Below are 26,302 nucleotides of genomic sequence, written 5' to 3'. Positions count from 1 at the left end.
TATGGTTTATAATATTCAAAGTAAAAAATGTTTAATAAATATAACAAATGACACCTGTAATTTCTATTATTGTTGCTGTTTACAAAGCGGAATCCTGCTTGCGGCGTTGTGTAGACAGCCTGCTAGCACAGACTTTTCAAGACTATGAAATTTTGCTGGTAGATGATGGGAGTCCCGATCGTTCCGGAGAAATTTGCGACGAGTATGCCCGGAAGGACAATCGTGTCCGTGTATTCCATAAAGAGAATGGTGGAGTAGCGTCCGCTCGACAGTGTGGAATGAACAATGCAAGAGGCGAGTACGTGATACACGCTGACCCAGATGACTGGGTGGAACCGAATATGCTGGAGGAACTATACGGAAAGGCAAAAGAAGAAAATGCAGATATGATAATTTGTGATGTATGGCGGGATACTTCCAAGAAATCTACTTACGTGAAGCAACGGTTATTTATATTAGAGCATTGTGTGATGCTAAAAGATGTGTTCCAGCAGCTGCATGGCAGCTGCTGTAACAAGCTCGTTAAACGAGCTTGTTACAGCAAATATGATGTGAATTTTCCGGAAGGGTTGTCATATGGAGAAGATACTTATGTCAGTGTATGCCTGTTGGCACATCCTATAAAGATGGCATATGTACCAAAAGCATTTTATCATTATGTCCAAAATGTAAATTACAGCTCGTTAACACGTCGTCCTGTGAAAATTTTGGTAGAGCAATGTGAAAAACTCTGCGATTTACTTCGTTGCAAATTATCAGAGAATCAATTTAAAGAAATTTATCCTGCTTTACGATATAGGCAAGCATGTGTTATCCTAACATCTGCAGGAGAAAATCCATACATCGTAACATTTAAAAAAGATTTTGAAGGTGTGAGAAAAGCTATTCTTCATCAAAACTTCTCTTTTAAGAGGAAGACTCTTTTTTGGATAGCATTCTATATATCACCTTATATTGCACGTTTTTTTTATACTTTTTGTCGTTAACTATTGTTGAATCTTATCATAAACAGTTAGCAATTTTATTAGTTTTATGTCTGATGTCTCAAGAATAGATACATATGGTGCAAAGCTAGTTTTACTGCCATATATGTTGGCAATAATTGGCAGTTGTTTGTATACCATTATATTGGGAGTGTATAACGGGGATTTCATACAACGTGATGTGTTATTTCCGTTACCTGCTTTGTTGGTTATAGCTGTATTGACTATCATTCCTTATATAGGTATATATGGATTGTATAAACGGTATAGGTCTAAAGAGACAGAAAATGTACCCGATAAGTTCAAGGTTGCGATAATTCGCAATATTACATGGCTTTTATTGTTGGTTCATATAGGTCTACTCTTTACTGGATATGGCCAAATGGGAACTTCGATAGAAATAGACGGCGGATTTTTTTCTTATATCCGTTCGGCTTTCTTCAAGTTGATGGTACGTCCATGGGTTATTGCTTATTTGCTGATTTCCAATAGCCGTAAAAATCTTGCTGTAACTGTTCTTTTGTTTTCTATTCACACGATTCTTGCTCATTCTTTAGGAGGGTTCTTTATTCTATTACTCATCTTATTGTTTAGGCAAGGCAAGAAGGTGAAATCTTTTGTGAAGCGAAATTTCTTGTTTGTATTAGCGATACTCTATTTGGTTCCGATTGTTGTCTCTTCCGCTTATAATGTTCGTGCACAATTAAGGGGACAAGGAGGGATGAGTGAAACTTCAAACATGGATATAATGGTTGGGAAATTATGTGGACGAATAAGTAGTTTTTCCAACAGTGCCTATATTTTACAGAACTCGTCACAAAATGTTTATGATTTGGAATTAATCCCCGATTTTTTTTACTTTTATGATACATTACATTATTGGGGATACAGACCTGAGTTTAAGAGTACTGGATTCTATGTGGAAGAGCAAATAAAGCATTCAAAATTAGAAAACAGTTCAACTATGCCTGGTGTCATAGGGGTTTTAATAATGTCATATGTTAAATCTCCTTACATATTTCTTTTTAACCTGTTTCTGATGACTTTTCTTCTTATTATAATATTTAATCTAACAAAGAGGATAGGATTTCCAAATGCTTCTGGAATTGCTTATATTTTAACAATAGAGTTTGCTACAAGTGGAGATATTTCAGCTCTTTCTAATACTATATATACCCTGCTGATAATATGGTTTACATTGTCTATATCAAACATAATAATATGGAAATGAAAAAGAAAAAGAAAAAGAAAGTACTTGTGTTATATCCATCGGGGAATTATCTATATCCTACGACAGGAGGAGAGTTATATGATTCTTATCTTTTTAAAAGAATACTTTTTTCAGGACAGATAGATATGTCCTTTTTTACAAAAGATCATACTAGACGCATTAATAAGTGGTTGTTGCCTGCATACATACTCTGGTCGTGTAGGAGAATCGGTTCATACGATGCTGTATTCTTAAATAGCGGTTGGTTTGCTCAATCTATTTGGCTGCTTTATTTTTTCAGAATATTTTATCCTAAGTTGAAAGTCTATGTTATTCATCATCATTTTCGGTACCAAGAAATGTCTGGAATAAAAAGACAATTACAGTACATGTTGGAATGGCTGGGATTGGGTGTGTCTTTCGCTATTATAACTCCCAATCCATATACGCATTCCTTGATAAAGCAGATGAGACCAGATAGTCGTACTGTTTTTCTCGAAATGGCATTCAAGAAAGATGTTCCAACATGTTCTTGCTATGTGTTGAAACAGTTATTATTTGTAGGTACTGTATATCAACGGAAAGGACTTTTATATTTACTGGAGGCAATAGGACAGATGTCTGAAAAGGAAAGATCTGGTATTCATTTGGATATTGTGGGGGATCTTTCTCAAAAAAAATACTATAAATGTCTGTTGTCTTTGGTTCACTTATATGGGCTGGAGGATATTGTAACTTTTGTAGGGCGTATATCAGATGAAGAATTGAGGTCATATTATTCTCGAGCATATTGTTTTGTATTTCCATCTTTACTGGAAGGTTATGGTATGGTATTAATTGAGGCTATGTCTTACGGACTACCGGTTATAGCGTTTGATAATTCAGCTATACCTTTTACAGTAAAAAATGATAGGAATGGCATATTAGTGAGGAATAAAAGCATATTGGATCTAAAAAAAGCCATTTTGAAACTGTGTGTAGATACAGATTACCATCGGAAATTGTGTGATGGTGCTCTAGATACTTATCGCAATGCTCGTTCTCTTTCTGATTTGGATATAGATATAGAAAATTTTGTAATAAAGGAACTAATAAACTAAATCAATATGGAAGTAATGTTGGAGTATTAAATTTATTATAGTATAATGGTGATTGTGAAATTATAAGGCAATTATGCATGAAATTTTATTGGCGTATGTTTTTGAGAAAAACTTTAAAAATTGCATGAGAAGTCAGAATTTTATTCTCGATAAAATTATATTGGATACCTGCTAATATTAAAATTATAATTGATTTTTAATAGAATTTAGTTTAGGGCATAGTAAAGTGCTCTTTAAAAAGGGTGTTACTTAATTTAGTACTAACGTAAAAGTGTCTTTAAAAAGAGGTGTTATCTAAATTGAATATTAACAAATAAGTGATGATTTGAATTTATTAGAACGGAATTATGAAAATATGTTTCTTTTGTAAGATATCAGATAAGAGTAAGCTATTTATAGTCGAATTCTATAATCAGGATATTAAAATCTTAAAAAAAATAGATCCCAGTTTGACGATAGCTACTAAATATAGCGAAATAGATTGGAGTGCAGATGTAATTTTTGTTTGGTGGTGGACATATGCCTTTTTTCCTGTAGTTGTTTCAAAGCTGTTGAGGAAAAAAGTTGTAATAACAGGAACTTTTAATTATAAGTGTCCAATGGCTGCTTCGGATTACTATAGAAGACCGTTATTAGAAAGGTTATTGATTAAATTTTCTATTAAATATGCAAATGAAAATATTCTAGTCTCAAGAAATGAGTATGAACAAATTTATAAAGATTGGAATCTTAAAAATATAGTATATTCTCCACATTGTATAGATACTGTAAAGTATTCAAGGGGAATGTATTGCAATAGAGGAAATGAATTGTTTACTATTTGTTGGACAGGAAAAGAAAATGTGAAACGAAAATGTTTGTATGAGATTATAGATTCGGTTGAATTATTGAAAGATAAGTTAGATATGCATCTTAATATTGCAGGACATAAAGGAGATGCTTTTGATGAAGTGAAGAAATATATATCAGAGAAAGGTTTAAATGCTTATATTAGTATTTTAGGTGAAATCTCAGAGAAGGAAAAATTGTGTTATTTGAAAAGCTGTCGTTTCTATTTACAACCTTCACGATATGAAGGGTTTGGGTTAGCTATTGCGGAAGCTATGAGTTGTGGGACTGTAGTCGTAACAACAGATGTTGGAGAAGTTCTAAATGTTGTTGGAAATGCAGGAATAATAATAAGGAATACATTACCGGAAACTATTGCTAATGTTATAGAGGATTATTGGAATAATGATTTAGAGAGTATTAGTATTGCGGCTCATAGTAGGATTGAAACATTATTTTCAATGGCAAGAAGAGAAAAAGATATAATGAATGTTGTGAAAAAGTATAAAGAATAATTATGAAACAGATTATTCAAGATATAAAATCAGGGCGAACTGTGCTTGAAGAAGTACCAGTTCCTCAAGTAAGAGCAGGTTATGTTCTAGTTAAAACGTCTCGTTCTTTAGTATCCTTGGGAACGGAGCGTATGCTCGTGGAGTTCGGAAAGGCGAACCTGATTGATAAGGCACGGCAACAACCGGATAAGGTGAAGCAAGTTTTGGACAAGATAAAGACGGATGGTTTGCAACCGACACTGGAGGCCGTGTTCAATAAGCTAGGGCAGCCTTTACCTTTGGGATATTGCAATGTCGGACGTGTGGTAGCTGTAGGGAAAGGTGTCGCGGAGTTCAAGGTGGACGATCGGGTGGTCTCGAACGGGAACCATGCGGAGTTTGTTTGCGTGCCGAAGAACTTGGTGGCGAAGGTGCCGGATGATATAACGGATGAGGAGGCGGCCTTTACGGTGATTGGCTCGATTGGCTTGCAAGGAATCCGCTTATTGAATCCTCAGTTGGGCGAGACGGTCGTGGTGGTCGGTCTGGGATTGATCGGTTTGGTGGCGGCGCAGTTGTTGAGAGCGAACGGCTGTAAGGTTATCGGGGTGGATTTTGACCAGCAGAAGGTGGATATGGCCGCCTCGAAGGGAATCGTGGCCGTTAATCCGGGCAAAGGTACGGATCCGGTAAGGTTCGTGGAGGATTATACGGGTGGTATCGGTGCGGATGGTGTCTTGATCACGGCCTCCACGCAAAGCCATGAGGTGATCCATCAAGCGTGTGAGATGTCCCGTAAGCGGGGACGGATCGTGTTGGTGGGTGTTATCGGATTGAATATGCGAAGGGATGACTTCTATAAGAAGGAGTTGAGTTTTCAGGTATCTTGCTCGTACGGGGCCGGACGTTATGACGAGGAATATGAGAACAAGGGGCATGATTATCCGTTGGCTTATGTCCGCTGGACGGAAAAGCGTAATTTTGAGACGATACTCCACGCGATCTCTTCCGGATCGTTGGATGTCAAGTCGTTGATAACGGAAGAGGTTGACTTGGTGGATTATGAGGAGATTTACGGCGATATGCGCAAGAAAGGATCGATCGCCTCTATATTGCGGTTTCCCGCTGATTCAAAAATGGAGTCTGTTGTCTCTATCGGCAATAATACCTTTGTGAGTGGAAAGGGCAAGATCGGGATTATTGGGGCGGGCAATTATACCTCCGCCATGGTCATACCTTGCTTGGCTAAGGCCCACGCTAGAATCAAGTATATAGCGAGTGCCCAAGGATTGTCCGCCAAGATATTGGCGAGGAAGGCGGGGGCGGAGAACGCCACGTCGGACTATCAAAATATATTGAAAGATCCGGAGGTGGATTTGGTGATGGTCACGACACGCCATAACCTGCATGCCCGGATGGTGATAGAGGCTTTACGGAATGGGAAAAGCGTGTTCGTGGAGAAACCGTTATGCTTGAATGAGACGGAATTGGATGATATTATACGGGCTTATCAAGGGGCTCCTGAGGGCACGACCTTGACGGTTGGTTTTAACCGGCGTTTCTCTCCGTTCGCCGAGAAAATGAAGCGATTGCTAGGTGACGGACCTAAAAATATAGTGGCGACGATGAACGCCGGATTTATCCCGCAAGAAGTGTGGGTACACGATCTAGAGATAGGTGGAGGGCGGATCATTGGTGAGGCTTGCCATTTTATCGATCTATGTTCCTTCTTGGCGGGCTCGGAGGTCGTGGCGGTCTGCATGAATGCGTTAGGCGAAAATCCGGAGGAGAATACGGATAATGCCAGCATATTGCTTCGTTACGCAAATGGGACGAACGCCGTGATCAATTACTTTGCGAACGGCTCGAAATCGTACGCGAAGGAACGTGTGGAGGTTTTCTCTCAGGAGAGGGTCTTGGTCTTGGATAACTGGCGTAAATTGACCGGGTATGGTTTTAAGGGTTTCTCTTCGATGAAGGCCGGTATGGATAAAGGGCAAAAACGTCAATTTACGTTGTTGAATGAACGTATCCGGGAGGGCGGTAAGCCTTTGATTCCATTTGGGAGTATATTGAATACGACGAAAGCTACTTTCGCTTGCATTACGAGCTTGAAAGAGAGATGTTGGGTGAATCTCTAAAATTATATATTTCTACTCTTCGGAACTTGAGATCTCGCCAAGTTCGTTATCAAGTCTGGTATAGGCTACGGGCATATATTAGGAAATACAGGAGCTTTCGGTATGTATTGTCATTACCGAGAGTGGGACATCCTTTGTCTTTTAAACTTTTCATCTCGAAATATACGGACTTGGATAGTGTTACGGGGCATTTCTCTTTCTTGGGTAAGGAATCCGCTTTTCTAGGATGGAACGATGAGAGCTTTGGTAAGTTATGGTCCTATAATCTAAATTATATGGACTACCTTCATCAAGAAACTATATCTTTCGAACAGGCCGTTTGCTGGATCGATAAGTTTGTCGATGAAATAGAGGGGAATAGGAATGGTCTGGAACCTTATCCGATCGCTTTACGAGGCATCAATTGGATCAAGTTCCTGTCGAAATATCATCCTTATATTCCGGCAGAGAATAAGCGAGAATGGGACTCCTCCTTGTATGCCCAATATAAGATTTTACTGGATAATCTGGAATATCATCTTTTAGGGAATCACTTATTGGAAGACGCTTTCTCCTTGTTATGGGCCGGGCTTTATTTTAAGGATGAGTCGATCTATCAAAAGGCGAAAGACCTATTATTTAAAGAGCTGGAAGAACAACTCCTTCCGGATGGTGCTCATTACGAGCAATCACCGATGTATCATTGTATATTGTTGGATCGGTTGCTGGATTGCTATAATGTCTCTATGAATAATTTGCGGTTTATAGGGCAGGAAGGTCTGAATGAACGCTTACGGGAGAAGGCTAGTAGCATGTTGGGACATTTAGCCTCTGTGGTTTATAAAGATAATACGATACCTCTCCTGAATGATTCCGCTGAGGGAATCGCGCCTTCTCCGACTCAATTGTTTGCATACGCTAAGCGATTGGATATGGATTGGGAAAAGTTTCCGATGGAAGCGTGTGGCTATCGAAAATTGATGGCGGGCCATTGGGAGGCTATCGTGGATGTTGGAGACATAAGGGCCTCTTACCAACCCGGCCATTCGCATGCGGATATGTTCAATTATGAGTTGCGGATAGGGGGTAAGCTTTTCGTTATAGATACCGGAATTTCTACGTATGAAAAGACAGCCCGTAGGCAATACGAGCGTGGCACGGCAGCCCATAATACGGTGATGATAGGGGATAAGAACTCTAGCGAGGTATGGGGAGGCTTTCGTGTGGGGAGGCGGGCAAGGGTGACGCTTCTTAAAGATTCTCCGAATGAGGTGGAGGCTTGGCATGATGGCTTTGGCTCATTGGGTAGGCATCGGCGAAAATTTACGATTGATAAGGATTGTTTTAGGATAGAGGACTCTGTCTCAACTGGCGTGAAAGCCGTAAGCTTGATCCATCTGGCTCCGGATGTGGAGATCATGTCTTGTTCACGGACTGAGATCGTGACGAATATCGCAGCGATAAGAGTGGCCGGCGCATCCTCTGTCGAGATTGTAGATGACCAAGTGTCATTTACGTATAACCGTTTTCACCTATCTAAGACAATTCGTATTCATTTTGTGAAGAGACTTTCTTATACAATCGGTTGATCGTTGTTGGACCATTCTTGATCTGCCTAATATCTTACTTAAAAAATAATACATAATTCTTATGAAAGCATGTTTCATGGGTTTGGGCTATATTGGCCTGCCCACGGCTATTATTGCCGCAAAGCACGGGGTGGATATCGCCGGCGTGGATATCAACGCCCAAGTGGTGGAGGTTACCAACCAAGGGAAATTGCATATCATCGAGCCGGGTATGGAGGAGATGTTGCGGGAGGTGCTGGCCTCCGGACATTTCAAGGCTTACACCGAGCCTCGGGTGAGCGACGCTTATTTCATGGTGGTACCCACTCCCTTCAAGGGGGATCATGAGCCGGACGTATCGTTCGTGGAGTCGGCTACCCGTATGGTGCTTCCTTTGTTGAAGGAGGGGGATTTGTACGTGATCGAGTCTACCTCGCCAGTGGGAACGACCGAACGGATGGCTAGGTTGATTTTCTCGGAGCGGCCGGAACTGGAGGGCAAGATCTATATCGCTTATTGCCCGGAGCGGGTGCTTCCGGGTAACGTGATCCATGAGTTGGTGCATAACGACCGGGTCATCGGCGGCATGGACGAGGCCTCTACCCGTAAGGCGATGGAGTTCTACGGCCAGTTCGTGAAGGGTACGCTTCACCCAACGAATAGCAAGACGGCCGAGATGTGTAAATTGACCGAGAACTCAAGCCGGGACGTGCAGATCGCTTTCGCCAATGAGCTGTCGTTTATCTGCGATAAAGCGGGAATTAATGTGTGGGAGCTGATCGATTTGGCGAACAGGCATCCCCGTGTGAATATCTTACAGCCGGGTTGCGGTGTTGGTGGTCATTGCATAGCGGTGGACCCTTATTTCATCACGGCGGAGTTTCCGATGGAGAGCCGTATGATCTCGACGGCCCGTGAGACGAATAATTACAAGGCTTTTTGGTGCGCTGAGAAAGTGAGGAACGCCATGCTACGGTTTGAGCTGAAGCATGGGCGTAAGCCGGCGGTGGCAATGATGGGCTTGGCTTTCAAGCCTGATATCGATGACTTGCGCGAGTCTCCGGCCAAGGGAATAACGACGAAGGTGTTGCAATCGTGCAACAACGCTGACATCATGGTGGTGGAGCCGAACGTTTCGGAGCATAAGCTGTTTAAGTTGACCCCTTATAAGGAGGCCTATGAGAAAGCCGACATCGTGGTTTTCTTGGTGAATCATAGGGAGTTTGCGGGGTTGAATTATCGGGATGACGTGGAGGTGCTGGACTTTTGCGGGACATTCAAGAAATAATCGTTCGCTAAATAGAAGAATACGCTGTAATGAGGAAAATAATGTTAGTCTTCGGGACCCGTCCCGAGGCGATCAAGATGGCTCCGCTGGTGAAGGAGTTCCAGAAACATCCGGAGTCGTTCGAGACCATCGTGTGCGTTACCGGACAGCATCGGGAGATGTTGGATCAAGTGTTAAAATTGTTCGAGATCACGCCGGATTATGATTTGAATATCATGAGGCAGGGTCAGGACTTATATGACGTGACCGCCCGTGTCCTTACCGGTATGCGTGACGTGTTGCGTGAGGCGACACCCGATGTCGTGCTGGTGCATGGGGATACCACCACGAGCACGGCGGCCGCCTTGGCCGCTTTCTACCAACAGATACCTGTAGGTCATATAGAGGCCGGCCTTCGTACCCACAACATCTATAGCCCATGGCCGGAGGAGATGAACCGGCAGATTACGGGGCGTATCGCCACGTATAATTTCGCACCCACGCGGTTGAGCAAGCAAAACTTGATGCGAGAGGACGTGAGTCCGGACTCAATCTTGGTTACCGGCAATACGGTGATAGACGCCTTACGGCGAGTGGTGCGTAAGATAAAGACGGACGCTGAGTTGGACAAGGAGCTGGAAGGCGTGCTTTTACGCTCCGGGTATGATGTGAACCGTCTGGTTGAGGGTAAGAGACTGGTGTTGATCACGGGTCATCGCCGGGAGAACTTTGGTGATGGATTCATCCATATGTGTACCGCTATCAAGGACTTGACCCGGAAGTATCCGGAGGTGGATTTTGTCTATCCTATGCACTTGAATCCCAATGTGCGCAAGCCGATTCATGAGGTATTCGGTGAGGATCTTTCTCATTTGGAGAATATGTTCTTCATTGAGCCATTGGAATATCTGTCATTTGTTTATCTGATGGAGAAATCTACGATAGTGCTGACCGATAGCGGCGGTATCCAAGAGGAGGCCCCCGGCTTGGGCAAACCCGTGTTGGTGATGCGTGATACGACCGAGCGTCCGGAGGCTCTCGCGGCAGGTACGGTGAAACTGGTCGGTACGGACTATGACAAGATCGTGAGCGAGGTCTCGGCGTTGCTTGATGATACGGCTTATTACGATGCGATGAGCAAGGCGGTCAATCCCTATGGCGATGGATTGGCTTGTGGAAGGATCGTGGAATTTTTGAACCGGAAGGAATGAGGGTCTTGATCGTTTCTCCCTCTTATCTTCCGGAGATCGGTGCGGCACCCTCACGCATTACGAACATGGCGGAGGGACTGTCCGGCTTAGGGATAAAGGTGGATGTGTTGACTTGCTTACCCAATTATCCCAAGGGACGTATCTTTGATGGATATAGGGGGGCTTTTTCCAAGACAGAGGATGTAAACGGGATAACGGTCTTCAGGTACTGGACGTATGCCTCGATCTCGAGGAGGCCGTTGGTCCGTCTTGCCAGTATGTGCTCTTTCGCCACGACCCTTTGGTGTTTCGCTCTCAAGCGTAAGCATATAAAATCTTATGATAAGGTGATCATCCAGACCCCTCCTGTTTTGGCGGCGGCCTCGGCCATGTTGCTTTTTCGTTGTTGCTACCGGAAAAAGGTGGTACTGAACGTCTCAGACCTTTGGCCATTGTCGGCCGTGGAGCTGGGGGCCATGAAAGAGGGTGGCGTTTATCATAGGGTGATGGGGCGTATCGAGCGGTTCCTTTATCGTAAGGCCACGGCCTGTCAAGGGCAGAGTAAGGAGATCGTGGATTATATAAAACGGTATGAGCCGGGCAAGGCCTCGTTCTTGTATCGGAATTTGCAGCATCGTTTTGTTTTACCGAATCAACCCCCTTCTTCTCGAAAGCCTTTCAGGATCGTCTATGCCGGTTTACTGGGCGTGGCGCAGAATATATTGGAGTTGATAGAGTGTGTCGATTTTAAAGGGATGGGAGCGGAGCTTCATTTATTTGGAGGGGGCAATCAAGCCTTGGAGATAGAGGATTATGTGAGAACACATGATAGAGGTGTCTTTTATCATGGCTCTTTGCCCAAGGAACGGATGCGTGAGGAGCTTACACGTTACCATGCCTCCATTATCCCCTTGACGGTTCGTATAAGGGGGGCGGTACCTTCTAAATTATTTGATTTGCTACCGTTAGGCGTTCCTATCTTGTTTTGCGGAGGCGGCGAGGGCGAGGAGATTGTAAAGGAGAATCAGTTGGGCCTTGTCTCGGCCCCCGGAGATTATGAGCGACTTTCTAAAAATATACAAGCCATGAGCCACTTGCCGGATGAGGAGTATCGACAGCTAAAAGCGAACTGCTTAAGATTATCCCAGACGACTTTCTGTTTTGAAAGGCAACTGGAGGTGTACAAACGTTTTTTATCGGCTTTCTAATTTCAGGATGAAATCCCTTAAACATTTTGCAGGGATGCCCTGTTATAGATATAGTAGTGTGTTTTTCATGGTATTAGATTTTTAGATTAGTAATTAGGTTGTTCATTCAGTTCGGGAGAATAGGATGTTGGTTTCTAAATATGAGAGCCGGAAAGGTGAGAATGATTTCTCTCGTTTCCGGCTATTCTTTTTTATTTAAAACTCGTCATTGGCGTAAAGACTCAATAGGTTTTTCAGCTCATAATCGAATATCTCGTCATCCTTGAAGAAGCGTTTCAATTCGATCTCGGCTGTCTCCGGTGAGTCTGATGCGTGTACGATATTCTCTTGTACGCTCATACTATAATCTCCCCGTATCGTACCGGGAGCGGCGTTTCTACCATTGGTAGCGCCGGCCAAGGTTCTTACTACATGTATGGCATCTACCCCTTCCCAGCAACATACAATTACCGGGCATACACTCATTGCGTCCTTGATACGTTGGAAGAAAGGCTTTTCTTTCAGGTGGGCGTAGTGCTCACTCAAGATCTCGTCAGTTAGCCAAACCATCTTCATGCCGGCCAGACGGAGTCCCTTCTTCTCGAAACGGTTTACGATTTCACCGATCAGCCCTCGCTGAACGGTACAAGGCTTTAAAATAACCAATGTTTTTTCCATAAGATTTATATTAAAAGATTAAACAAATGTTTGATGTCTTGAATACATGTTAACCTTGCGGCGTTTTATGAATGATAGAGGAATAAAGGATGAAATGTTTTTTAGGATATTTCAAGTATATTTCTATCTTATTCCTCCGCAAGTTAATGGGAATAAACAAATAAACGAGCGATAAGTCTGCTAAACTAAACTAATTTAACATACGTTAATTATTGCTTGAGTTGTTAATCCTTCTGTATTCTTTTCCATTTCCGTGGAATTTCCGGATGAGTCTTGAGAAATTCCCTCAAGGTTTGCCGGTTTACTCCCAGTTTCTTGCTGATATATACTTTAGTCTTATGTTCTTTAATATACTGCAAGATCATCTCTTCCTTACCTTTTAGCTTACAGGCTTCCGGTCGCTCTCCTTTTGGACGGCCCAGTTTGGCACCTTGCACTTTTTTCCGAGCCAACGCTTCTTTCGTTCGTTGCGAAATCAGGTTGCGTTCAATTTCGGCGCTTAGGCTAAATGCGAATGCCAAGATTTTACTGTTAATGTTATTTCCGAGTTCGTAACCTTCCTTTACCGTAAATACAATGATGTCTCTTTCCATACATTGATGAAGGAAGCTCATAACTTGCATAAGATTACGTCCGAGACGTGACAGTTCCGTCGTGATCAGGATGTCGCCTTTACGTATTTGCTTTAATAATTTACCAAGTTGGCGATCGGCGATTACTTTTGTCCCGCTGATCGTCTCATCTACCCACCTGTCGATTCTCATGTTCCTCGATTTTGTGAATTTCTCAATCTCGAATCGCTGGTTTTCAGTAGTTTGTTTGTCTGTACTGACTCTTACATAACCGTATACCATATGTCCTATATTTAATTAAACAACAACCAAGATACTGGAAACGGATTGATTGATAGTGTGTTTTAGTAAAAACAAACTTTTTTATGGGTGTGTTAAAGAAGTTGAGTGGGTTTGAACTCCATACAAATTGTAATAAAAAGGGTTAATGGATATCCGTATAGAAAATTTAAGTTACTTTTGCTTTCGAAAAATAAGAAGGAGTCTTAGAATGATCATGGGTATGAAAAAGTTATTGTCTTTACCTCCAAATTTGGTTGATTGTTTCCATGCGATAGAGCATGTAAGTACAGAGGAATGGTTTTGCACCTCGGATCCGGTAGGTGCCCGCTTGGGATCCGGGGGAGGAACGACTTGGTTGTTGGAAGCCTCCCGGCGAAAAGAGGCCCCTGATGTATCCGTGGAGGAGTGGTTGGGACAGGAGAAGCGTATCTTGTTGCATGCCGGAGGGCAAAGCCGCCGTTTGCCCGGATATGCGCCATCCGGGAAAATATTGACTCCGATCCCTGTGTTTCGCTGGGCAAGAGGGCAGAGGTTATCCCAGAACTTATTGTCTTTGCAATTACCTCTTTATGAACGGATCATGAAAAAGGCGCCGGAATCGCTTCATACCTTGATCGCTAGCGGTGACGTATATATCCGTGCTAACCAGCCTTTGCAGGAGATTCCTGAGGTAGATGTGGTTTGTTACGGTTTATGGGTCGAGCCTTCGTTGGCCAAGAATCACGGGGTTTTTGTATCGAGCCGTAAGTCTCCGGACACTCTGGACTTCATGCTACAGAAGCCTTCGTTGGAAACTTTGGGGGAATTGGCGGGTAGTCATTTATTCTTGATGGATATCGGTATCTGGCTGCTAAGCGACAAGGCGGTGCGGTTATTAATGAAACATTCCTATACCGAGGATGGCAAGGCGATGAAGGCGTATGATTTATATGCTGAATTCGGGTTGGCCTTGGGGAAGAATCCACGTATCACGGACTCGGAGTTGAATCAGCTTTCAGTAGCGATTCTGCCGCTTCCGGGTGGAGAGTTCTATCATTATGGAACTAGCCGTGAGTTGATTTCCTCTACATTGGCGGTACAGAACTTAGTTAGGGATCAACGTGCGATCATGCAGCGTAAGGTGAAACCACATCCCGCCATGTTTGTGCAGAATGCGGTGTTACACCAGAAATTGACCGCTGAGAATTCGGAATTATGGATAGAGAATAGTTATATCGGTGAGAATTGGACGTTACGTGGGCAGCAAATTATAACGGGTGTTCCGGAGAATAATTGGAACTTATCCCTGCCGGAAGGTATCTGTGTAGATGTTGTCCCGGTAGGGGAAACCAATTGGGCGGCAAGGCCCTATGGTTTTAATGACTTGTTTAAAGGGGCCTTGTCTGATGTGTCTACCTTGTTTATGGGGAAACCTATCTTGACTTGGGCGATGGAGCGAGGTATCACCTTGGGAGGGAATGAGGATATACAAAACGCACCTTTGTTCCCTGTTTGCCAAACCGTGGATGAGCTGGGAAAAGTGCTGCGCTGGATGATTACGGAGCCGGATAGGGAAGAGGGAAAGCATATTTGGCTTTCCGCCCGAAAATTATCGGCGAATGATTTGTCCGATCAAGCGAATTTACGCCGTTTAGTAGCTCAGCGAGAAGTTTTCCGTAAAAAAGACTGGTCATTATTGGCCGCTAATCATGAGAAAAGTGTATTCTATCAATTGGATCTTTCGGATGCGGCGGAAAGCTTCGCCAAAGACAAGATTGTCTTACCGAAAGCCCTTCCCGAGGATAATCCGTTGATGAAAAGGATACATAATCATATGTTCCGTTCTCAGGTGATGAAGATCTCGGGGGTAGCGTATAAGGAGGAGGAGCAAAAGGCTTTCGCTTTGTTGCGGGAGGGGCTGGTCGGTTCCGTCCTCGGAAGTAAGCAGCAGCCGTGTTTGAATGTCTATCGGGACCAGATCGTATGGGGACGTAGTCCGGTACGTATCGATTTGGCAGGTGGGTGGACAGATACGCCGCCCTATTGCTTATATGCGGGTGGAAACGTGGTGAACGTGGCGATCGAGTTAAACGGGCAACCACCACTACAAGTCTATATCAAGCCTTCCGATACCCATAAGATTATCCTTCGCTCGATCGATCTGGGAGCGATGGAGGTTATCTCTTCATGGGATGAGCTTCGTGATTATAATAAGGTAGGATCGCCGTTTTCCATCCCGAAAGCGGCTTTGGCCTTAGCGGGATTTGTCCCGGAATTCTCGGCGGAGGCTTATGCTTCTTTGGATGTCCAGCTGGAAGCTTTTGGTAGCGGGCTGGAGATTACCTTGTTGGCGGCGATACCGGCGGGTTCCGGTTTAGGCACTAGCTCGATCCTCGCGGCTACCGTGCTGGGCGCTATCTCTGATTTTTGTGGCTTGGCTTGGGATAAGAATGAGATCGGAAACCGCACCTTGATTTTAGAACAATTGCTGACTACCGGCGGGGGATGGCAAGATCAATACGGTGGTGTATTGCACGGTTTGAAACTCTTGCAAACGAACGAGGGTTTTAATCAGAATCCTTTGGTACGTTGGCTGCCGGAATATTTGTTTACTGATCCGGAATACCGGCCTTGTCATCTTCTTTATTATACGGGAATTACTCGTACGGCGAAAGATATTTTGTCGGAAATCGTACGGGGTATGTTCTTGAATAGCGAGGCGCATTTAGGTCTTTTGTCCGAGATGAAAGCCCATGCGCTCGATATGTACGAGGCGATCCAATGCGGAGACTTCGTGACTTATGGTAAATTGGTCGGAAAGACTTGGGAGCAAAATAAGGCACTCGATTCCGGAACGAATCCGGCGGCGGTGGAAGCTATTATCTCCAAGATACAGGCTTATGCCTTGGGATATAAACTTCCGGGAGCAGGCGGTGGTGGTTACTTATATATCGTAGCGAAAGACCCGGGTGCGGCCCTGCAAATCCGAAAGATATTGACTCTTTCTCCACCCAATTCGAACGCCCGGTTCGTGGAGATGAGCTTGTCGAATAAGGGGCTTCAGATTAGTCGTTCGTAGGTTCGTGCCACGCCGGTATAGGCGAGGGCACACGCCAGTATAGGTGTTGGCTTACGCTGGTATAGATACAGGCCTATGCCTATACTGCTGAGGGGCGTTGCGTATATACGTGTGTATTTTTGCCTGTTTTGTTGCTAATTGGAATATATTGCATGTGTTTTGGAACATTTATATAAATGATCCTGTTGTACTTTTGCGGAGTTTAATGAGGTGTCAGATCTGATGGGGAAGAGAATTGTTTTTATATGGCTTTTATTGGCGTTCGCTTGGGTAGCGAAGAGCCAGAACTACATGATAAAAGGAATCGTGACTGATTCCATTACGGGAGAACCTTTGCCTTATGTGGCTGTGATTTTGAAGGGAACTACGATAGGTGCTACGACAGATCTGGATGGGGCTTTTACGCTTTCCTCTTCATCTAAGGTACGTACTTTACAGGTCTCTTATTTGGGTTATACGGAGAAAGAATTGAAATTCGTTCCGGGTAAAGCGGAACATTTGAAGATTCAGCTAGCTCCGACAAGTATTAATTTGTCGGAGGTGATCATCAAGCCGGGAAAGGAAAGATATCGGAAGAAGGATAATCCTGCGGTTACCTTTATCAAAAACGCTATCGCACGTCGGGAGAGCAACGATCCTCGTAATCATGATTATTTTCGGTATGATCAATACGAGAAGATGGTCTTCGCTATGAACGATTACCAACCGAAACCGAAAAAGGATGGAAAGGCGGGAAAGTTTGACTTCTTGACTGAGTTTATCGATACGTTGGAGGTGGGAAAGACGATCTTGCCGGTATCCGAACGTGAGAAAATCCAGACCGTTTATTATCGTAAAGACCCGAAGACGGAAAAGAGGGTCGTTCAGGCTACGAAAGCGGCTGGTGTGGATGAGGTCTTCTCACGAGACGGTATGCAACAGTTCTTGAATGAGGTATTCCGGGAAGTGAATATCTTCCAGAATGATATTCCTTTGTTCTTGAACCGTTTCGTAAGCCCTATGTCTACGATGGGACCTAACTTCTATAAATATTATTTGCTAGACACGGTGGAGGTCGCCGGACAGAAGTGTGTGGATTTGGGTTTCGCTCCGTTTACTCCGGAGACGTTCGGCTTTACGGGACATCTTTTTATCACGTTGGATTCTACTTATTTCGTGCAGAAGGTTAAGTTGAATGTCCCGAAGAAGATCAACTTGAATTTTGTCGGTGGAATGACGATCGAGCAGACTTTCGACCGTGCCCCGGATGGGACTCGTATCATTACGAAAGATGATATCAACGTGGACTTCAAATTGACGGAGAAATCGAAAGGAATGTATGCCCGCCGTTTGAATATCTATTCGAATCAAGCGTTTGAGGGACCCGATGATCCTAAAGTATTCGAGGAGAGCGCACCTATTATTATACCGATGGAAGCTTATCGCCGTTCGGCGGATTTCTGGGAGGAGAATCGTCCTACTGAGGCGGGAACTCGCAAGCAGAATAACGTGGAGTTGCTAATGGCGAAACTTCGTTCCGTTCCTATTTTCTATGTGACGGAGAAGGTTGTTTCGATCCTTACCTCCGGTTATATCGCGACGAATAAGATTCCGGCGAAGAGCAAGTTCGAGTTTGGCCCGATGAACACCTATATCAGTGGTAACGCGATTGAGGGGGCCCGCTTCCGTGTCGGTGGAACCACGACAACGGCGTTCAGTAAACGTCTTTTCTTGGATGGTTATTTGGCTTATGGATCGAAAGACCGCAAGTTGAAATATGATGGTATCGTAGAATATTCTTTTATCGATAAGAAGGATTATCGGAAAGAATTTCCCGTGCATTCTATTCGCTTCGAGTACCTATATGATATCAACCAGTTAGGTCAGCAGTATATGTATACCAACAAGGATAATATGTTCTTAGCCTTGAAGCGGCAGAAGGATACACGTGCCACCTATTTAAGGAATATGGAACTGACCTATTACCGTGAACATTATAACGGCTGGGCTTATGGGGCGGTACTTCGGAATTTTAAGGAATACTCAACCGGTTACGCCGCGTTCGACCGTATCGGTCCGGATGGCCAGATCACGGCTACCGATTCCTACCGGATGTCGGAAGTGGAGTTTAAGTTCCGTTTTGCCCCGAATGAGAAATTCTACCAGACTCGTAATTACCGTTATCCGATTACGCTTGACGCACCGGTATTCACCTTGAACCATACGATGGCTTTCCAAGATGTATTAGGTAGTTCGTATGATTATCAGAAGACGGAGATCGGTATCCAGAAACGCTTCTGGTTCTCTGCTTTCGGTTATGTGGATATTCTCGCTAAAGCAGGTAAAGTTTGGACAAAAGCCCCTTATCCTTTGTTGATCTTGCCAAACGCAAACTTGTCGTATTTGGTGCAACCGGAATCTTATACGAATATGAATGCGATGGAGTTCATCAACGATGAGTACGCTTCGTGGGATATTACTTATTTCATGAACGGAGCCTTGTTGAACCGTATCCCGCTTATCAAGAAGTTAAAATGGAGAGAGGTCTTTTCTTTCCGGGGTATGTTCGGACACTTGACGGATAAGAATAATCCGTATATCAGTGAGCAGAATGAGGGCTTGTTCTTATTCCCGCAGGGCTCTTACCTGATGGACCCGTCTACTCCTTATATGGAGGCGGGTGTCGGTATCGAGAATATCTTTAAGTTCTTGCGTTTGGATTATGTATGGCGTCTGACCTATAAGGATCATCCGGGCATCCAGACAAAGGGTATACGTTTTATGATGAAGCTATCCTTCTAGGGCAAGTATTATTTCCAGTCGCTGAACTCAAAACTTAATTGTTCCCAACGGTCTTTCGTATGAGGCTCCTCTTTTACGGGATTAGATACGGATAGGCCGATCAGTCGGATGGGATGCTCGGTATATTCCACTTCTTTCAGTAATTCCTTGGCCAAGGGAAGGATCTTATCTAAGGTTGTTAACTCTTCCGGACGGCTGAGGCTTCTCGTGATTTGGTTGAAATCATGGAACTTGACCTTTAAGGTCAGTGTGTTTCCCTTGAATCCGGAACGTTCCAGCCTGCCGATAAGTTCGGTCGCTACGTGATAAAGCTCGATGATAACAGAGGATTTGCGGGAGATATCTTTTTCTAGCGTATGCTCGCAACCTACCGACTTCCGGATTCGTACCGCTTCTACGGGACGGTTGTCTATACCTCTGGCAAACTCATAATAAAGTATTCCCGCCTTTCCGAACTGGCGGGTAAGCATCTCCCCCGAACATTCCCGTAATTGCAGTCCGTTGTGGATACCGAGCGTATGCATTTTTCGGGCTGTTACGGGACCTACTCCCCAGAAAGACTCGATGGGAAGACGGGCTATGAAATCGAGGGCTTGGCTTGGGTGAATGGTACATAATCCATTGGGTTTTCGATAATCCGAGGCTATTTTCGCTAGAAATTTGTTGTAGGAGACTCCCGCTGACGCTATCAGGTTCAAGTTTTCCCAGATCCGTTTCTTGATCTCCTTGGCGATATCTACAGCGAGAGAGATGCCTTGTTTATTATCGGTGACATCCAAGAAGGCTTCATCCAAGGAAAGGGGTTCTATGATATCCGTATAATCGTGGAAGATCTCGTGGATCTGGCGTGAGACGGATTTATATACGTCCATCCTTCCGTGTACGAATATCAGGTCCGGGCATAAACGTTTGGCTTTTTGAGACGCCATGGCGGAACGTACCCCATATTTCCGGGCCTCGTAGCTAGCGGCGGCTACTACGCCTCTCTGCTCCGCATGCCCGACCGCTAGGGGTTTTCCTCGCAACTCCGGATTGTCTCGTTGTTCCACCGAGGCATAAAAGGCATCCATATCGATATGTATGATCTTTCTCAAGATAGCTCTTTTATTACTGATATTCGCGATAAGCCCCTTCGTCGGTTTATGAAGCCGATAACCGCATTATAAGATCTCTACGGAGTTAATGACGATATTCTCGGTCGGACGATCTTGCTTGTTGGTCTTGGAGGACTGTATGGCGTCTACGACATCCATGCCTTCTACCACTTCGCCGTAAACCGTGTATTGATTGTCGAGGAACGGTACGCCACCTACATTCTTGTAAGCCTCACGGAGTTCCGGGTTTAACTTTACCTCGTCTTTCCGCTTCTCGGCCTCCAGCTCGGTCTTGCCGATCAAGGTATCACGAAGGATCGCCAGTTCTTCCTTGTTACCACTGCGATAGAATTCCATGATCTTAGGCTTGTTCTCGTTTTGCAGGCGGGCGAATATCTCTTGTTTCAGACGGCCTTCCAGTTGCTTTTCCATCTGGTTCAACTCTTGTTCCGAATACTTTTTCCCCGTTACGATATAGAATTGGGAGGCGGAAGAGGCCTTTTCCGGGTTCACTTCGTCTCCGGTACGTGCGGCGCAAAGGGCTCCTTTCTTATGGAAATATTTCGGGTAACGGAATTCGGCGGGAACGGTATAGCCCAGATCGCCCGCTCCCAGTTGCTTGTTCATTGGGGCATCCTTGGAAGTTACGTCACCTCCTTGTATCATGAAATCCTTGATCACACGGTGGAACAGCAAGCCGTTATATTGCCCTTCTTTTACCAACTTGATAAAGTTATCACGATGTAATGGCGTGTCGTTATATAATTTCAGCTTTATATCTCCTTTGTTGGTGTGCATAAGCACCCTTGTCTCAGTTGCTTGATTTTCCATTTTACTTATTTTTCTATGAGTTTCATTGACTTGATCTTTATGTTCTTCGTGGGCCTGTCTTCGGCGTTCGTCTCGACGAACTGTATCTTATCCACGACTTTCATACCCTGTATAACCTCTCCGAACACCGTATAGTTGCCGTCCAGATGAGGCGTTCCGCCTTCCAGCATATAGGCTTCTTTTTGCTCCGGCGTAAACTCGATGCCTTTCTCCTTGGTCATCTTATCTAGCTCCATCTCCGTAAAGAACTTTCCGGTCACGATATAGAATTGAGTCGCTGATGAGGCCTTCTCGGGATTCTCCTCATCCGGGGTACGTGCGGCACAGAGCATTCCCCGCTTATGGAAATATTTCGGATACACGAACTCGGCGGGGATGGTGTAATCTAGATCTCCGTCGCCCAGATGTGCGTCCAAGGGAGCGTCTTTCGAGTTGATATCGCCTCCTTGTATCATGAATTGCTTGATAACCCGATGGAACAATAATCCATCGTAACGGTGTTCTTTTACGTTCTTGATAAAATTATCCCTGTGCAACGGCGTGTCGTTGAACAGTTTCACCTTAATCTTACCCATATCCGTATCAATCAGCACCAATGTCTCAGTCTCTTGCGCATGCAGCGGGCATAGCGAAAGCATAAATACCGAAACAAACAACATCGTAAGAATCCGTCTCATATTTATTTCTATTAGTTTTAGATGGACAAAAATAAGAATAAATATCGATATCTATGATCAAAGGAATAGGTCTAAACATGATTTCTTTGGTAGGAAACCGTAATAGCGTTACAAACATCTGTAATATATGCACATCGTTTTATGTTGAATCTAGGTAATTTTGTCATAGAAATTTAAAACTCTAAATTCAATATACTATGAGAGCAAGTATCTTAGCTATTTTAATTTTAGGGGGGATTGTCTTAAACATAAAGGCTCAGTTTTCTTATAATGAAAAGGGTCAAGCCATCCCTCCTGCATCACAACCTTTCGGCAAAGAGGCTTTTGAGTCAACCGGGCATACGGTTATACGCTGGTTGGGGAACGCTGGCTTTCTGATTAATAGCCGTGGTACGTGTTTGATGGTCGATCCTATGTTGAAGGGATTTGATATGCCTTTGTTAATAAATATGCCGATTGCCCCTAAAGATGTTCCCCATTTGGATGCGGTATTGATCACTCATTGCGACAATGATCATTACAGTGTTCCTACTTGTACGGAAATGTCTTCTGTATGCCGGGAATATCATTCTACATTCTACATGGATTCTTTGATGGAAACACAGGGTTTGAACTCTTTCGGACATCGTATCGGGGAGACTTTTAATGTTGGTCCGATTTCTATCAAGTTAACTCCGGCTTACCATACGTGGCAAAATGAGTATCCGGGATATACGCGTGAATTTAAGGTTGAAGATTATTGTGGTTTCCTCATGAAAACACCGGATGGCTTAATTTGGGCACCGGGAGATTCCCGCTTTCTTCCTGAGTTCTTGGAATTACCTGCCCCGGACGTGATTTTTTTTGATTTTTCGGATGATTCATGGCATATAGGATTGGAGGGAGCCATAAAGATCGCAAATGCTTATCCTAAAGCGCAGCTTCTCCTGTCTCATTGGGGAACGGTGGATGCTCCCGATATGAAACCATTCAATGCCGACCCTAAAATGCTAGAAGAGCGTATCTTCAATCCGGAACGTGTTCATGTCTTAGCCCCGGGAGAAGCTTTTGACCTTGTAGCTCTCAGCTCTAGCGAGGGTGAACAAAGTGCCGAGACATTGATTTTCCCTGCTGACGCAAAGGCTTCGTCGGAGTATAATACGGGGGATGTCTATGTCTCCTTGTTGAAGGAGTCTGGTAATACGATGATCGCGCATTTTATATTCAAACCTTACAGTCGTAATTTCTGGCATTACCATCCGGATGCCGAACAAACCTTGTTAGTACTTGATGGAGAAGGATATTATCAAGAGGAAGGAGGAGAGAAACGTGTGATCCGGAAGGGTGATGTGATCGTGACACCTCCTAATGTACGCCATTGGAATGGGGCGACACCGGGTAGCTCTATCGTGTGTATGACCATTACGGAACATGCGATCGAGAATCATGCCGTACAGCTCCGGGCTGTGACGGATAAGGAGTATGACCGATGAAATTGGTATATCTATCTGTGGTTTTGATACATGTTTGGATGTAGGAACGTAGTATTTTTGCCGTGAATGGAATATTAATTAGAAAGGTCATAAGTTATGAGAAAGTACAATGAGATAAGCCGTCGGGGATTTTTGAGGTCGGCGGTATTGGCAGGAACAGGGATCTGTGCTTCTTCCGTATTCAATGGAATGGTTGCCTGTGAGGGCGTGAACAGGCAAGGACCCTCGGCCTTGGATTGTAAAACTAATGCCGTGGTCGGTGTAAAGCGGACATTGGGAAGTGGTACGGCTTCCATGGTTGTATCGGCTATGGGATTTGGTTGTATGGGATTGAATCATCATCGCGGCCAGCATCCCGGCAAGAAGCAAGTAATCGCTTTGGTACATGAGGCCATCGATCGTGGTGTTACTTTGTTCGACACGGCAGAGAGCTATGGTTATCAAACGAATGAACGATTAGTTGGCGAAGCGTTGAAAGGTTATTCGGACCGGGTATTTGTAACTACTAAATTTGGGCATAAGTTTGTGGATGGCGTACAAATCAAGACAGAGGAAGATAGTTCTCCCAACAATATACGTAAGGTGTGCGAGAATTCGCTTCGCAATCTTGGAGTAGAAACTCTCGGTATGTTTTACCAGCATCGTGCGGACCCGAACACTCCGATTGAGGTCGTCGCTGAGACCGTGAACGAATTGATCAGAGAAGGCAAGGTATTGCATTTCGGACTTTGCGAGGTGAATGCCGATACCATCCGCCGTGCCCATAGGATCTGCCCTGTTACGGCTATACAGAGTGAATATCATTTGATGCATCGTGCCGTGGAGGAGAGCGTATTGCCGTTGTGTGAGGAATTGGGTATTGGTTTTGTTCCTTATAGTCCGATAAATCGAGGCTTTTTGGGAGGCTTGATTAACGAGTATACTCGATTTGATCCGGAAAACGACAATCGTCAAGATTTACCTCGTTTTCAACCGGAAGCTATCCGTGCCAATATGCGGATCGTGGAAGTGCTGAATGCTTTTGGGAGGACACGGGGGATCACGCCCGCACAAGTTGCCTTGGCATGGTTAATGAATAAGAAACCTTGGATCGTAGCTATACCGGGGACTACGAAGCTGTCTCATCTGGAAGAGAATTTACGTGCTGCGGATATCATTTTCACCGCCGGTGAGATGAGGGAATTGGAGGATGCGGTTTCCGCTATCCCTGTAGTGGGAAGCCGTTATAATGCGCTACAGGAATCAAAAGTACAGAAATAGATTAAGCTATCGGAAATATGAGACCTGTTTTTATACTTGGTATCATTCTCTTGCTTGTTGGATGTAAACAGCGAGATGAGCGTGTTCTGATGGTGGATGAGCAAGGCAGCTTCGCTGTTGGAGGTACGGTCTTGGTTGATTCATTAGGGCATACTTTTCATGGCGACCATGCGTACGTATTTTATCAAAAGCCGGTCGGAGCGAGGAAATACCCATTGGTATTCGCCCATGGTGTAGGGCAGTTTTCTAAGACATGGGAAACCACACCCGACGGGCGTGAGGGCTTCCAGAATATTTTCTTACGTCGCCGGTTTAGTGTCTATCTTGTCGATCAGCCTCGTAGAGGGAACGCCGGTAGAGGTACGGAGAGCGTGACAATTTCTCCGGCGTTTGACGAGGAGGTTTGGTTTAACCGTTTTCGTGTAGGTATCTGGCCGGATTATTTTGAAGGAGTACAGTTTAAGCGGGATAAGGAAACCTTGGACCAATACTTTCGTCAAATGACGCCGACTATTGGCACGACGGATTTTGAGGTCTATTCGGATGCCTACGCCGCTTTGTTCGACAAGATAGGCCCGGGCGTATTTATTACCCATTCGCAAGGCGGGCCCGTTGGATGGAATACATTGCTTAAGACGAGAAACATTAAGGCTATCGCGTCATACGAACCGGGTGGAGCGGTTCCTTTTCCGGAAGGGCAATTGCCGGAGGAGGCTAAGTTTATTACGCTTTCCAAGAAAATGGAAGGCATTGAAGTACCTATGTCCGTATTCATGGAATATACCAAGGTCCCTATCGTCATTTATTATGGAGATAATTTACCCGAAACCGATGAGCGTCCGGAGTTATATGAATGGACACGCCGTTTGCGCTTGATGAAGATATGGGCAAAAATGCTGAATGATCAGGGTGGGGATGTCACCGTTATTCATTTACCGGAGGTAGGATTACATGGCAATACCCATTTCCCTATGTCGGATTTAAATAATATAGAGGTTGCGGATTTGCTTTCTGAATGGTTACATACAAAAGCTTTGGACTAGGTCTTTTGGGTAATGGAAATATATATAGTATCGTTTTCATTAGGAGGTATTGATCTTTTCACAGAGGTGAAAAGATCGTATCACCCCCGTGAAAAGATCGCTTCACAAGGGTGATACGATAAGAGTCTTAGGCCACGGCTGTTACTTCTTGCTGAGAAATCAGCCATAAGGGCCTTATAATCAGAATAATTCGCTTGGATACTCGCCTGCGTCTACCAAGGCTTGGATCTTATCCACAACGCCTTGACGATCCGCTGCGTAAGTTACGCCGAACCATTTGGAGGTTGTATCCAATACTTTCACACGGGCTGTTCCTTCCGTGATCAATTTATTTACCATCAACGGGATGAAATATTCACTCTTTAAATTACCCATATTGGCTTTTAGGAACTCCTTGAAATATTCCTCGGAATACTCGAAGTAATCGGGAGTGAAGCCCCACATATTCATGGAGACCGGCGTGTTTTCTTCCAATACGACCTTCTTTCCGTTCTCGTCTACAAACTGGATATCTCCGTCGATACGTTCGATAGCGGTACGCTCCACGACGCCTGTCAGATAACCTTCCTCGTTCGTGGCGCAAACACCACGTGCCACGGAACCGCTC

The 26,302-nt window shown here is 44.4% G+C and carries 19 protein-coding genes and 1 pseudogene; 14 read left to right on the top strand and 6 right to left on the bottom strand.

The features are described from left to right. Window positions 1-47: 47 nt before the first annotated feature. The 9 genes from QVP94_RS16005 to QVP94_RS15965 all read left to right on the top strand — a co-directional run bounded on the left by QVP94_RS16005 (window position 48) and on the right by QVP94_RS15965 (window position 11,968). A complete protein-coding gene (locus tag QVP94_RS16005) occupies window positions 48-986 on the top strand; it encodes a glycosyltransferase family 2 protein (protein ID WP_005855759.1) in 939 nt (312 codons plus the stop codon). A gap of 46 nt (window positions 987-1,032) precedes the next feature. Further along, window positions 1,033-2,214, top strand: a complete 1,182-nt coding sequence (gene wzy / locus QVP94_RS16000) for an oligosaccharide repeat unit polymerase (protein WP_005855761.1) — start codon at window positions 1,033-1,035, stop codon at window positions 2,212-2,214. Then, window positions 2,211-3,293, top strand: coding sequence for a glycosyltransferase family 4 protein (locus tag QVP94_RS15995; RefSeq protein WP_009276326.1), 1,083 nt, complete (start codon window positions 2,211-2,213; stop codon window positions 3,291-3,293). Before wzy ends, QVP94_RS15995 begins: the two co-directional genes overlap by 4 nt. A 347-nt stretch (window positions 3,294-3,640) precedes the next feature. After that, window positions 3,641-4,636: a glycosyltransferase family 4 protein gene (locus tag QVP94_RS15990; protein WP_005855765.1), complete on the top strand. Its 996-nt coding sequence runs from the start codon at window positions 3,641-3,643 to the stop codon at window positions 4,634-4,636. Between the two features lie 2 nt (window positions 4,637-4,638). Beyond that, window positions 4,639-6,756, top strand: coding sequence for a bi-domain-containing oxidoreductase (locus QVP94_RS15985; protein WP_036628673.1), 2,118 nt, complete (start codon window positions 4,639-4,641; stop codon window positions 6,754-6,756). Beyond that, window positions 6,738-8,324: an alginate lyase family protein gene (locus QVP94_RS15980; RefSeq protein WP_130882261.1), complete on the top strand. Its 1,587-nt coding sequence runs from the start codon at window positions 6,738-6,740 to the stop codon at window positions 8,322-8,324. The genes QVP94_RS15985 and QVP94_RS15980 overlap by 19 nt, the downstream gene beginning before the upstream one ends. Before the next feature lie 61 nt (window positions 8,325-8,385). Continuing rightward, the gene (gene wecC / locus QVP94_RS15975; protein ID WP_005855781.1) at window positions 8,386-9,591 is read left to right on the top strand and encodes a UDP-N-acetyl-D-mannosamine dehydrogenase; all 1,206 of its coding nucleotides are present in this window, start codon (window positions 8,386-8,388) and stop codon (window positions 9,589-9,591) included. 29 nt (window positions 9,592-9,620) lie between these two features. Then, a complete protein-coding gene (gene wecB / locus QVP94_RS15970) occupies window positions 9,621-10,781 on the top strand; it encodes a non-hydrolyzing UDP-N-acetylglucosamine 2-epimerase (RefSeq protein WP_036628675.1) in 1,161 nt (386 codons plus the stop codon). Then, complete coding sequence (locus tag QVP94_RS15965; RefSeq protein ID WP_005855785.1) at window positions 10,778-11,968, top strand: glycosyltransferase family 4 protein; 1,191 nt, start codon at window positions 10,778-10,780, stop codon at window positions 11,966-11,968. Before wecB ends, QVP94_RS15965 begins: the two co-directional genes overlap by 4 nt. Before the next feature lie 195 nt (window positions 11,969-12,163). On the opposite strand, the gene ndk is transcribed toward QVP94_RS15965, so the two are convergent. Together ndk and QVP94_RS15955 are read right to left on the bottom strand one after the other, a co-directional pair. Beyond that, entirely contained in the window at window positions 12,164-12,625 is a 462-nt protein-coding gene (ndk, locus tag QVP94_RS15960) for a nucleoside-diphosphate kinase (RefSeq protein WP_005855787.1), read from the bottom strand. A gap of 224 nt (window positions 12,626-12,849) precedes the next feature. Beyond that, complete coding sequence (locus QVP94_RS15955) at window positions 12,850-13,479, bottom strand: master DNA invertase Mpi family serine-type recombinase (RefSeq protein ID WP_005855789.1); 630 nt, start codon at window positions 13,477-13,479, stop codon at window positions 12,850-12,852. Between the two features lie 145 nt (window positions 13,480-13,624). Here QVP94_RS15955 and QVP94_RS15950 point away from each other — a divergent pair, with 145 nt between their 5' ends. Together QVP94_RS15950 and QVP94_RS15945 are read left to right on the top strand one after the other, a co-directional pair. Next, a complete protein-coding gene (locus QVP94_RS15950; protein ID WP_005855791.1) occupies window positions 13,625-16,537 on the top strand; it encodes a bifunctional fucokinase/fucose-1-phosphate guanylyltransferase in 2,913 nt (970 codons plus the stop codon). 222 nt (window positions 16,538-16,759) lie between these two features. Continuing rightward, window positions 16,760-19,318, top strand: a complete 2,559-nt coding sequence (locus QVP94_RS15945; RefSeq protein WP_005855793.1) for a DUF5686 and carboxypeptidase-like regulatory domain-containing protein — start codon at window positions 16,760-16,762, stop codon at window positions 19,316-19,318. A gap of 8 nt (window positions 19,319-19,326) precedes the next feature. Here QVP94_RS15945 and dinB read toward each other — a convergent pair whose 3' ends face one another. The 3 genes from dinB to QVP94_RS15930 form a co-directional block, all read right to left on the bottom strand. After that, on the bottom strand, window positions 19,327-20,412 hold the full coding sequence (gene dinB, locus QVP94_RS15940) for a DNA polymerase IV (protein WP_009017772.1): 1,086 nt from the start codon (window positions 20,410-20,412) through the stop codon (window positions 19,327-19,329). A 66-nt stretch (window positions 20,413-20,478) separates the two neighbouring features. Continuing rightward, window positions 20,479-21,243, bottom strand: a complete 765-nt coding sequence (locus QVP94_RS15935; protein WP_005855798.1) for a peptidylprolyl isomerase — start codon at window positions 21,241-21,243, stop codon at window positions 20,479-20,481. Window positions 21,244-21,248: 5 nt separating this feature from the next. After that, entirely contained in the window at window positions 21,249-21,920 is a 672-nt protein-coding gene (locus QVP94_RS15930) for a peptidylprolyl isomerase (protein ID WP_005855801.1), read from the bottom strand. Between the two features lie 197 nt (window positions 21,921-22,117). Here QVP94_RS15930 and QVP94_RS15925 point away from each other — a divergent pair, with 197 nt between their 5' ends. The 3 genes from QVP94_RS15925 (at window position 22,118) to QVP94_RS15915 (ending at window position 25,695) form a co-directional block, all read left to right on the top strand. After that, window positions 22,118-23,392: an MBL fold metallo-hydrolase gene (locus QVP94_RS15925; RefSeq protein WP_022192971.1), complete on the top strand. Its 1,275-nt coding sequence runs from the start codon at window positions 22,118-22,120 to the stop codon at window positions 23,390-23,392. Window positions 23,393-23,488: 96 nt separating this feature from the next. Next, a complete protein-coding gene (locus QVP94_RS15920; RefSeq protein ID WP_005855806.1) occupies window positions 23,489-24,652 on the top strand; it encodes an aldo/keto reductase in 1,164 nt (387 codons plus the stop codon). 17 nt (window positions 24,653-24,669) lie between these two features. After that, a complete protein-coding gene (locus QVP94_RS15915) occupies window positions 24,670-25,695 on the top strand; it encodes an alpha/beta hydrolase (protein ID WP_005855807.1) in 1,026 nt (341 codons plus the stop codon). A 180-nt stretch (window positions 25,696-25,875) separates the two neighbouring features. On the opposite strand, the pseudogene QVP94_RS15910 reads toward QVP94_RS15915, so the two are convergent. Next, window positions 25,876-26,302 (bottom strand): annotated as a pseudogene (locus tag QVP94_RS15910) (nucleotidyltransferase); the annotation flags it as partial.

Source organism: Parabacteroides sp. CAG:2, from assembly GCF_000436315.1.
In the GTDB taxonomy this organism is placed as follows: domain Bacteria; phylum Bacteroidota; class Bacteroidia; order Bacteroidales; family Tannerellaceae; genus Parabacteroides; species Parabacteroides distasonis.
This window is presented reverse-complemented; position numbering and strand designations above follow the sequence as displayed.

Coding starts and splice junctions, on each gene's coding strand:
- QVP94_RS16005 (WP_005855759.1), top strand. CDS start 48: ATGACACCTGTAATTTCTATTATTGTTGCTGTTTACAAAGCGGAATCC.
- wzy (WP_005855761.1), top strand. CDS start 1,033: ATGTCTGATGTCTCAAGAATAGATACATATGGTGCAAAGCTAGTTTTA.
- QVP94_RS15995 (WP_009276326.1), top strand. CDS start 2,211: ATGAAAAAGAAAAAGAAAAAGAAAGTACTTGTGTTATATCCATCGGGG.
- QVP94_RS15990 (WP_005855765.1), top strand. CDS start 3,641: ATGAAAATATGTTTCTTTTGTAAGATATCAGATAAGAGTAAGCTATTT.
- QVP94_RS15985 (WP_036628673.1), top strand. CDS start 4,639: ATGAAACAGATTATTCAAGATATAAAATCAGGGCGAACTGTGCTTGAA.
- QVP94_RS15980 (WP_130882261.1), top strand. CDS start 6,738: ATGTTGGGTGAATCTCTAAAATTATATATTTCTACTCTTCGGAACTTG.
- wecC (WP_005855781.1), top strand. CDS start 8,386: ATGAAAGCATGTTTCATGGGTTTGGGCTATATTGGCCTGCCCACGGCT.
- wecB (WP_036628675.1), top strand. CDS start 9,621: ATGAGGAAAATAATGTTAGTCTTCGGGACCCGTCCCGAGGCGATCAAG.
- QVP94_RS15965 (WP_005855785.1), top strand. CDS start 10,778: ATGAGGGTCTTGATCGTTTCTCCCTCTTATCTTCCGGAGATCGGTGCG.
- ndk (WP_005855787.1), bottom strand. CDS start 12,625: ATGGAAAAAACATTGGTTATTTTAAAGCCTTGTACCGTTCAGCGAGGG.
- QVP94_RS15955 (WP_005855789.1), bottom strand. CDS start 13,479: ATGGTATACGGTTATGTAAGAGTCAGTACAGACAAACAAACTACTGAA.
- QVP94_RS15950 (WP_005855791.1), top strand. CDS start 13,625: ATGGATATCCGTATAGAAAATTTAAGTTACTTTTGCTTTCGAAAAATA.
- QVP94_RS15945 (WP_005855793.1), top strand. CDS start 16,760: ATGGGGAAGAGAATTGTTTTTATATGGCTTTTATTGGCGTTCGCTTGG.
- QVP94_RS15935 (WP_005855798.1), bottom strand. CDS start 21,243: ATGGAAAATCAAGCAACTGAGACAAGGGTGCTTATGCACACCAACAAA.
- QVP94_RS15930 (WP_005855801.1), bottom strand. CDS start 21,920: ATGAGACGGATTCTTACGATGTTGTTTGTTTCGGTATTTATGCTTTCG.
- QVP94_RS15925 (WP_022192971.1), top strand. CDS start 22,118: ATGAGAGCAAGTATCTTAGCTATTTTAATTTTAGGGGGGATTGTCTTA.
- QVP94_RS15920 (WP_005855806.1), top strand. CDS start 23,489: ATGAGAAAGTACAATGAGATAAGCCGTCGGGGATTTTTGAGGTCGGCG.
- QVP94_RS15915 (WP_005855807.1), top strand. CDS start 24,670: ATGAGACCTGTTTTTATACTTGGTATCATTCTCTTGCTTGTTGGATGT.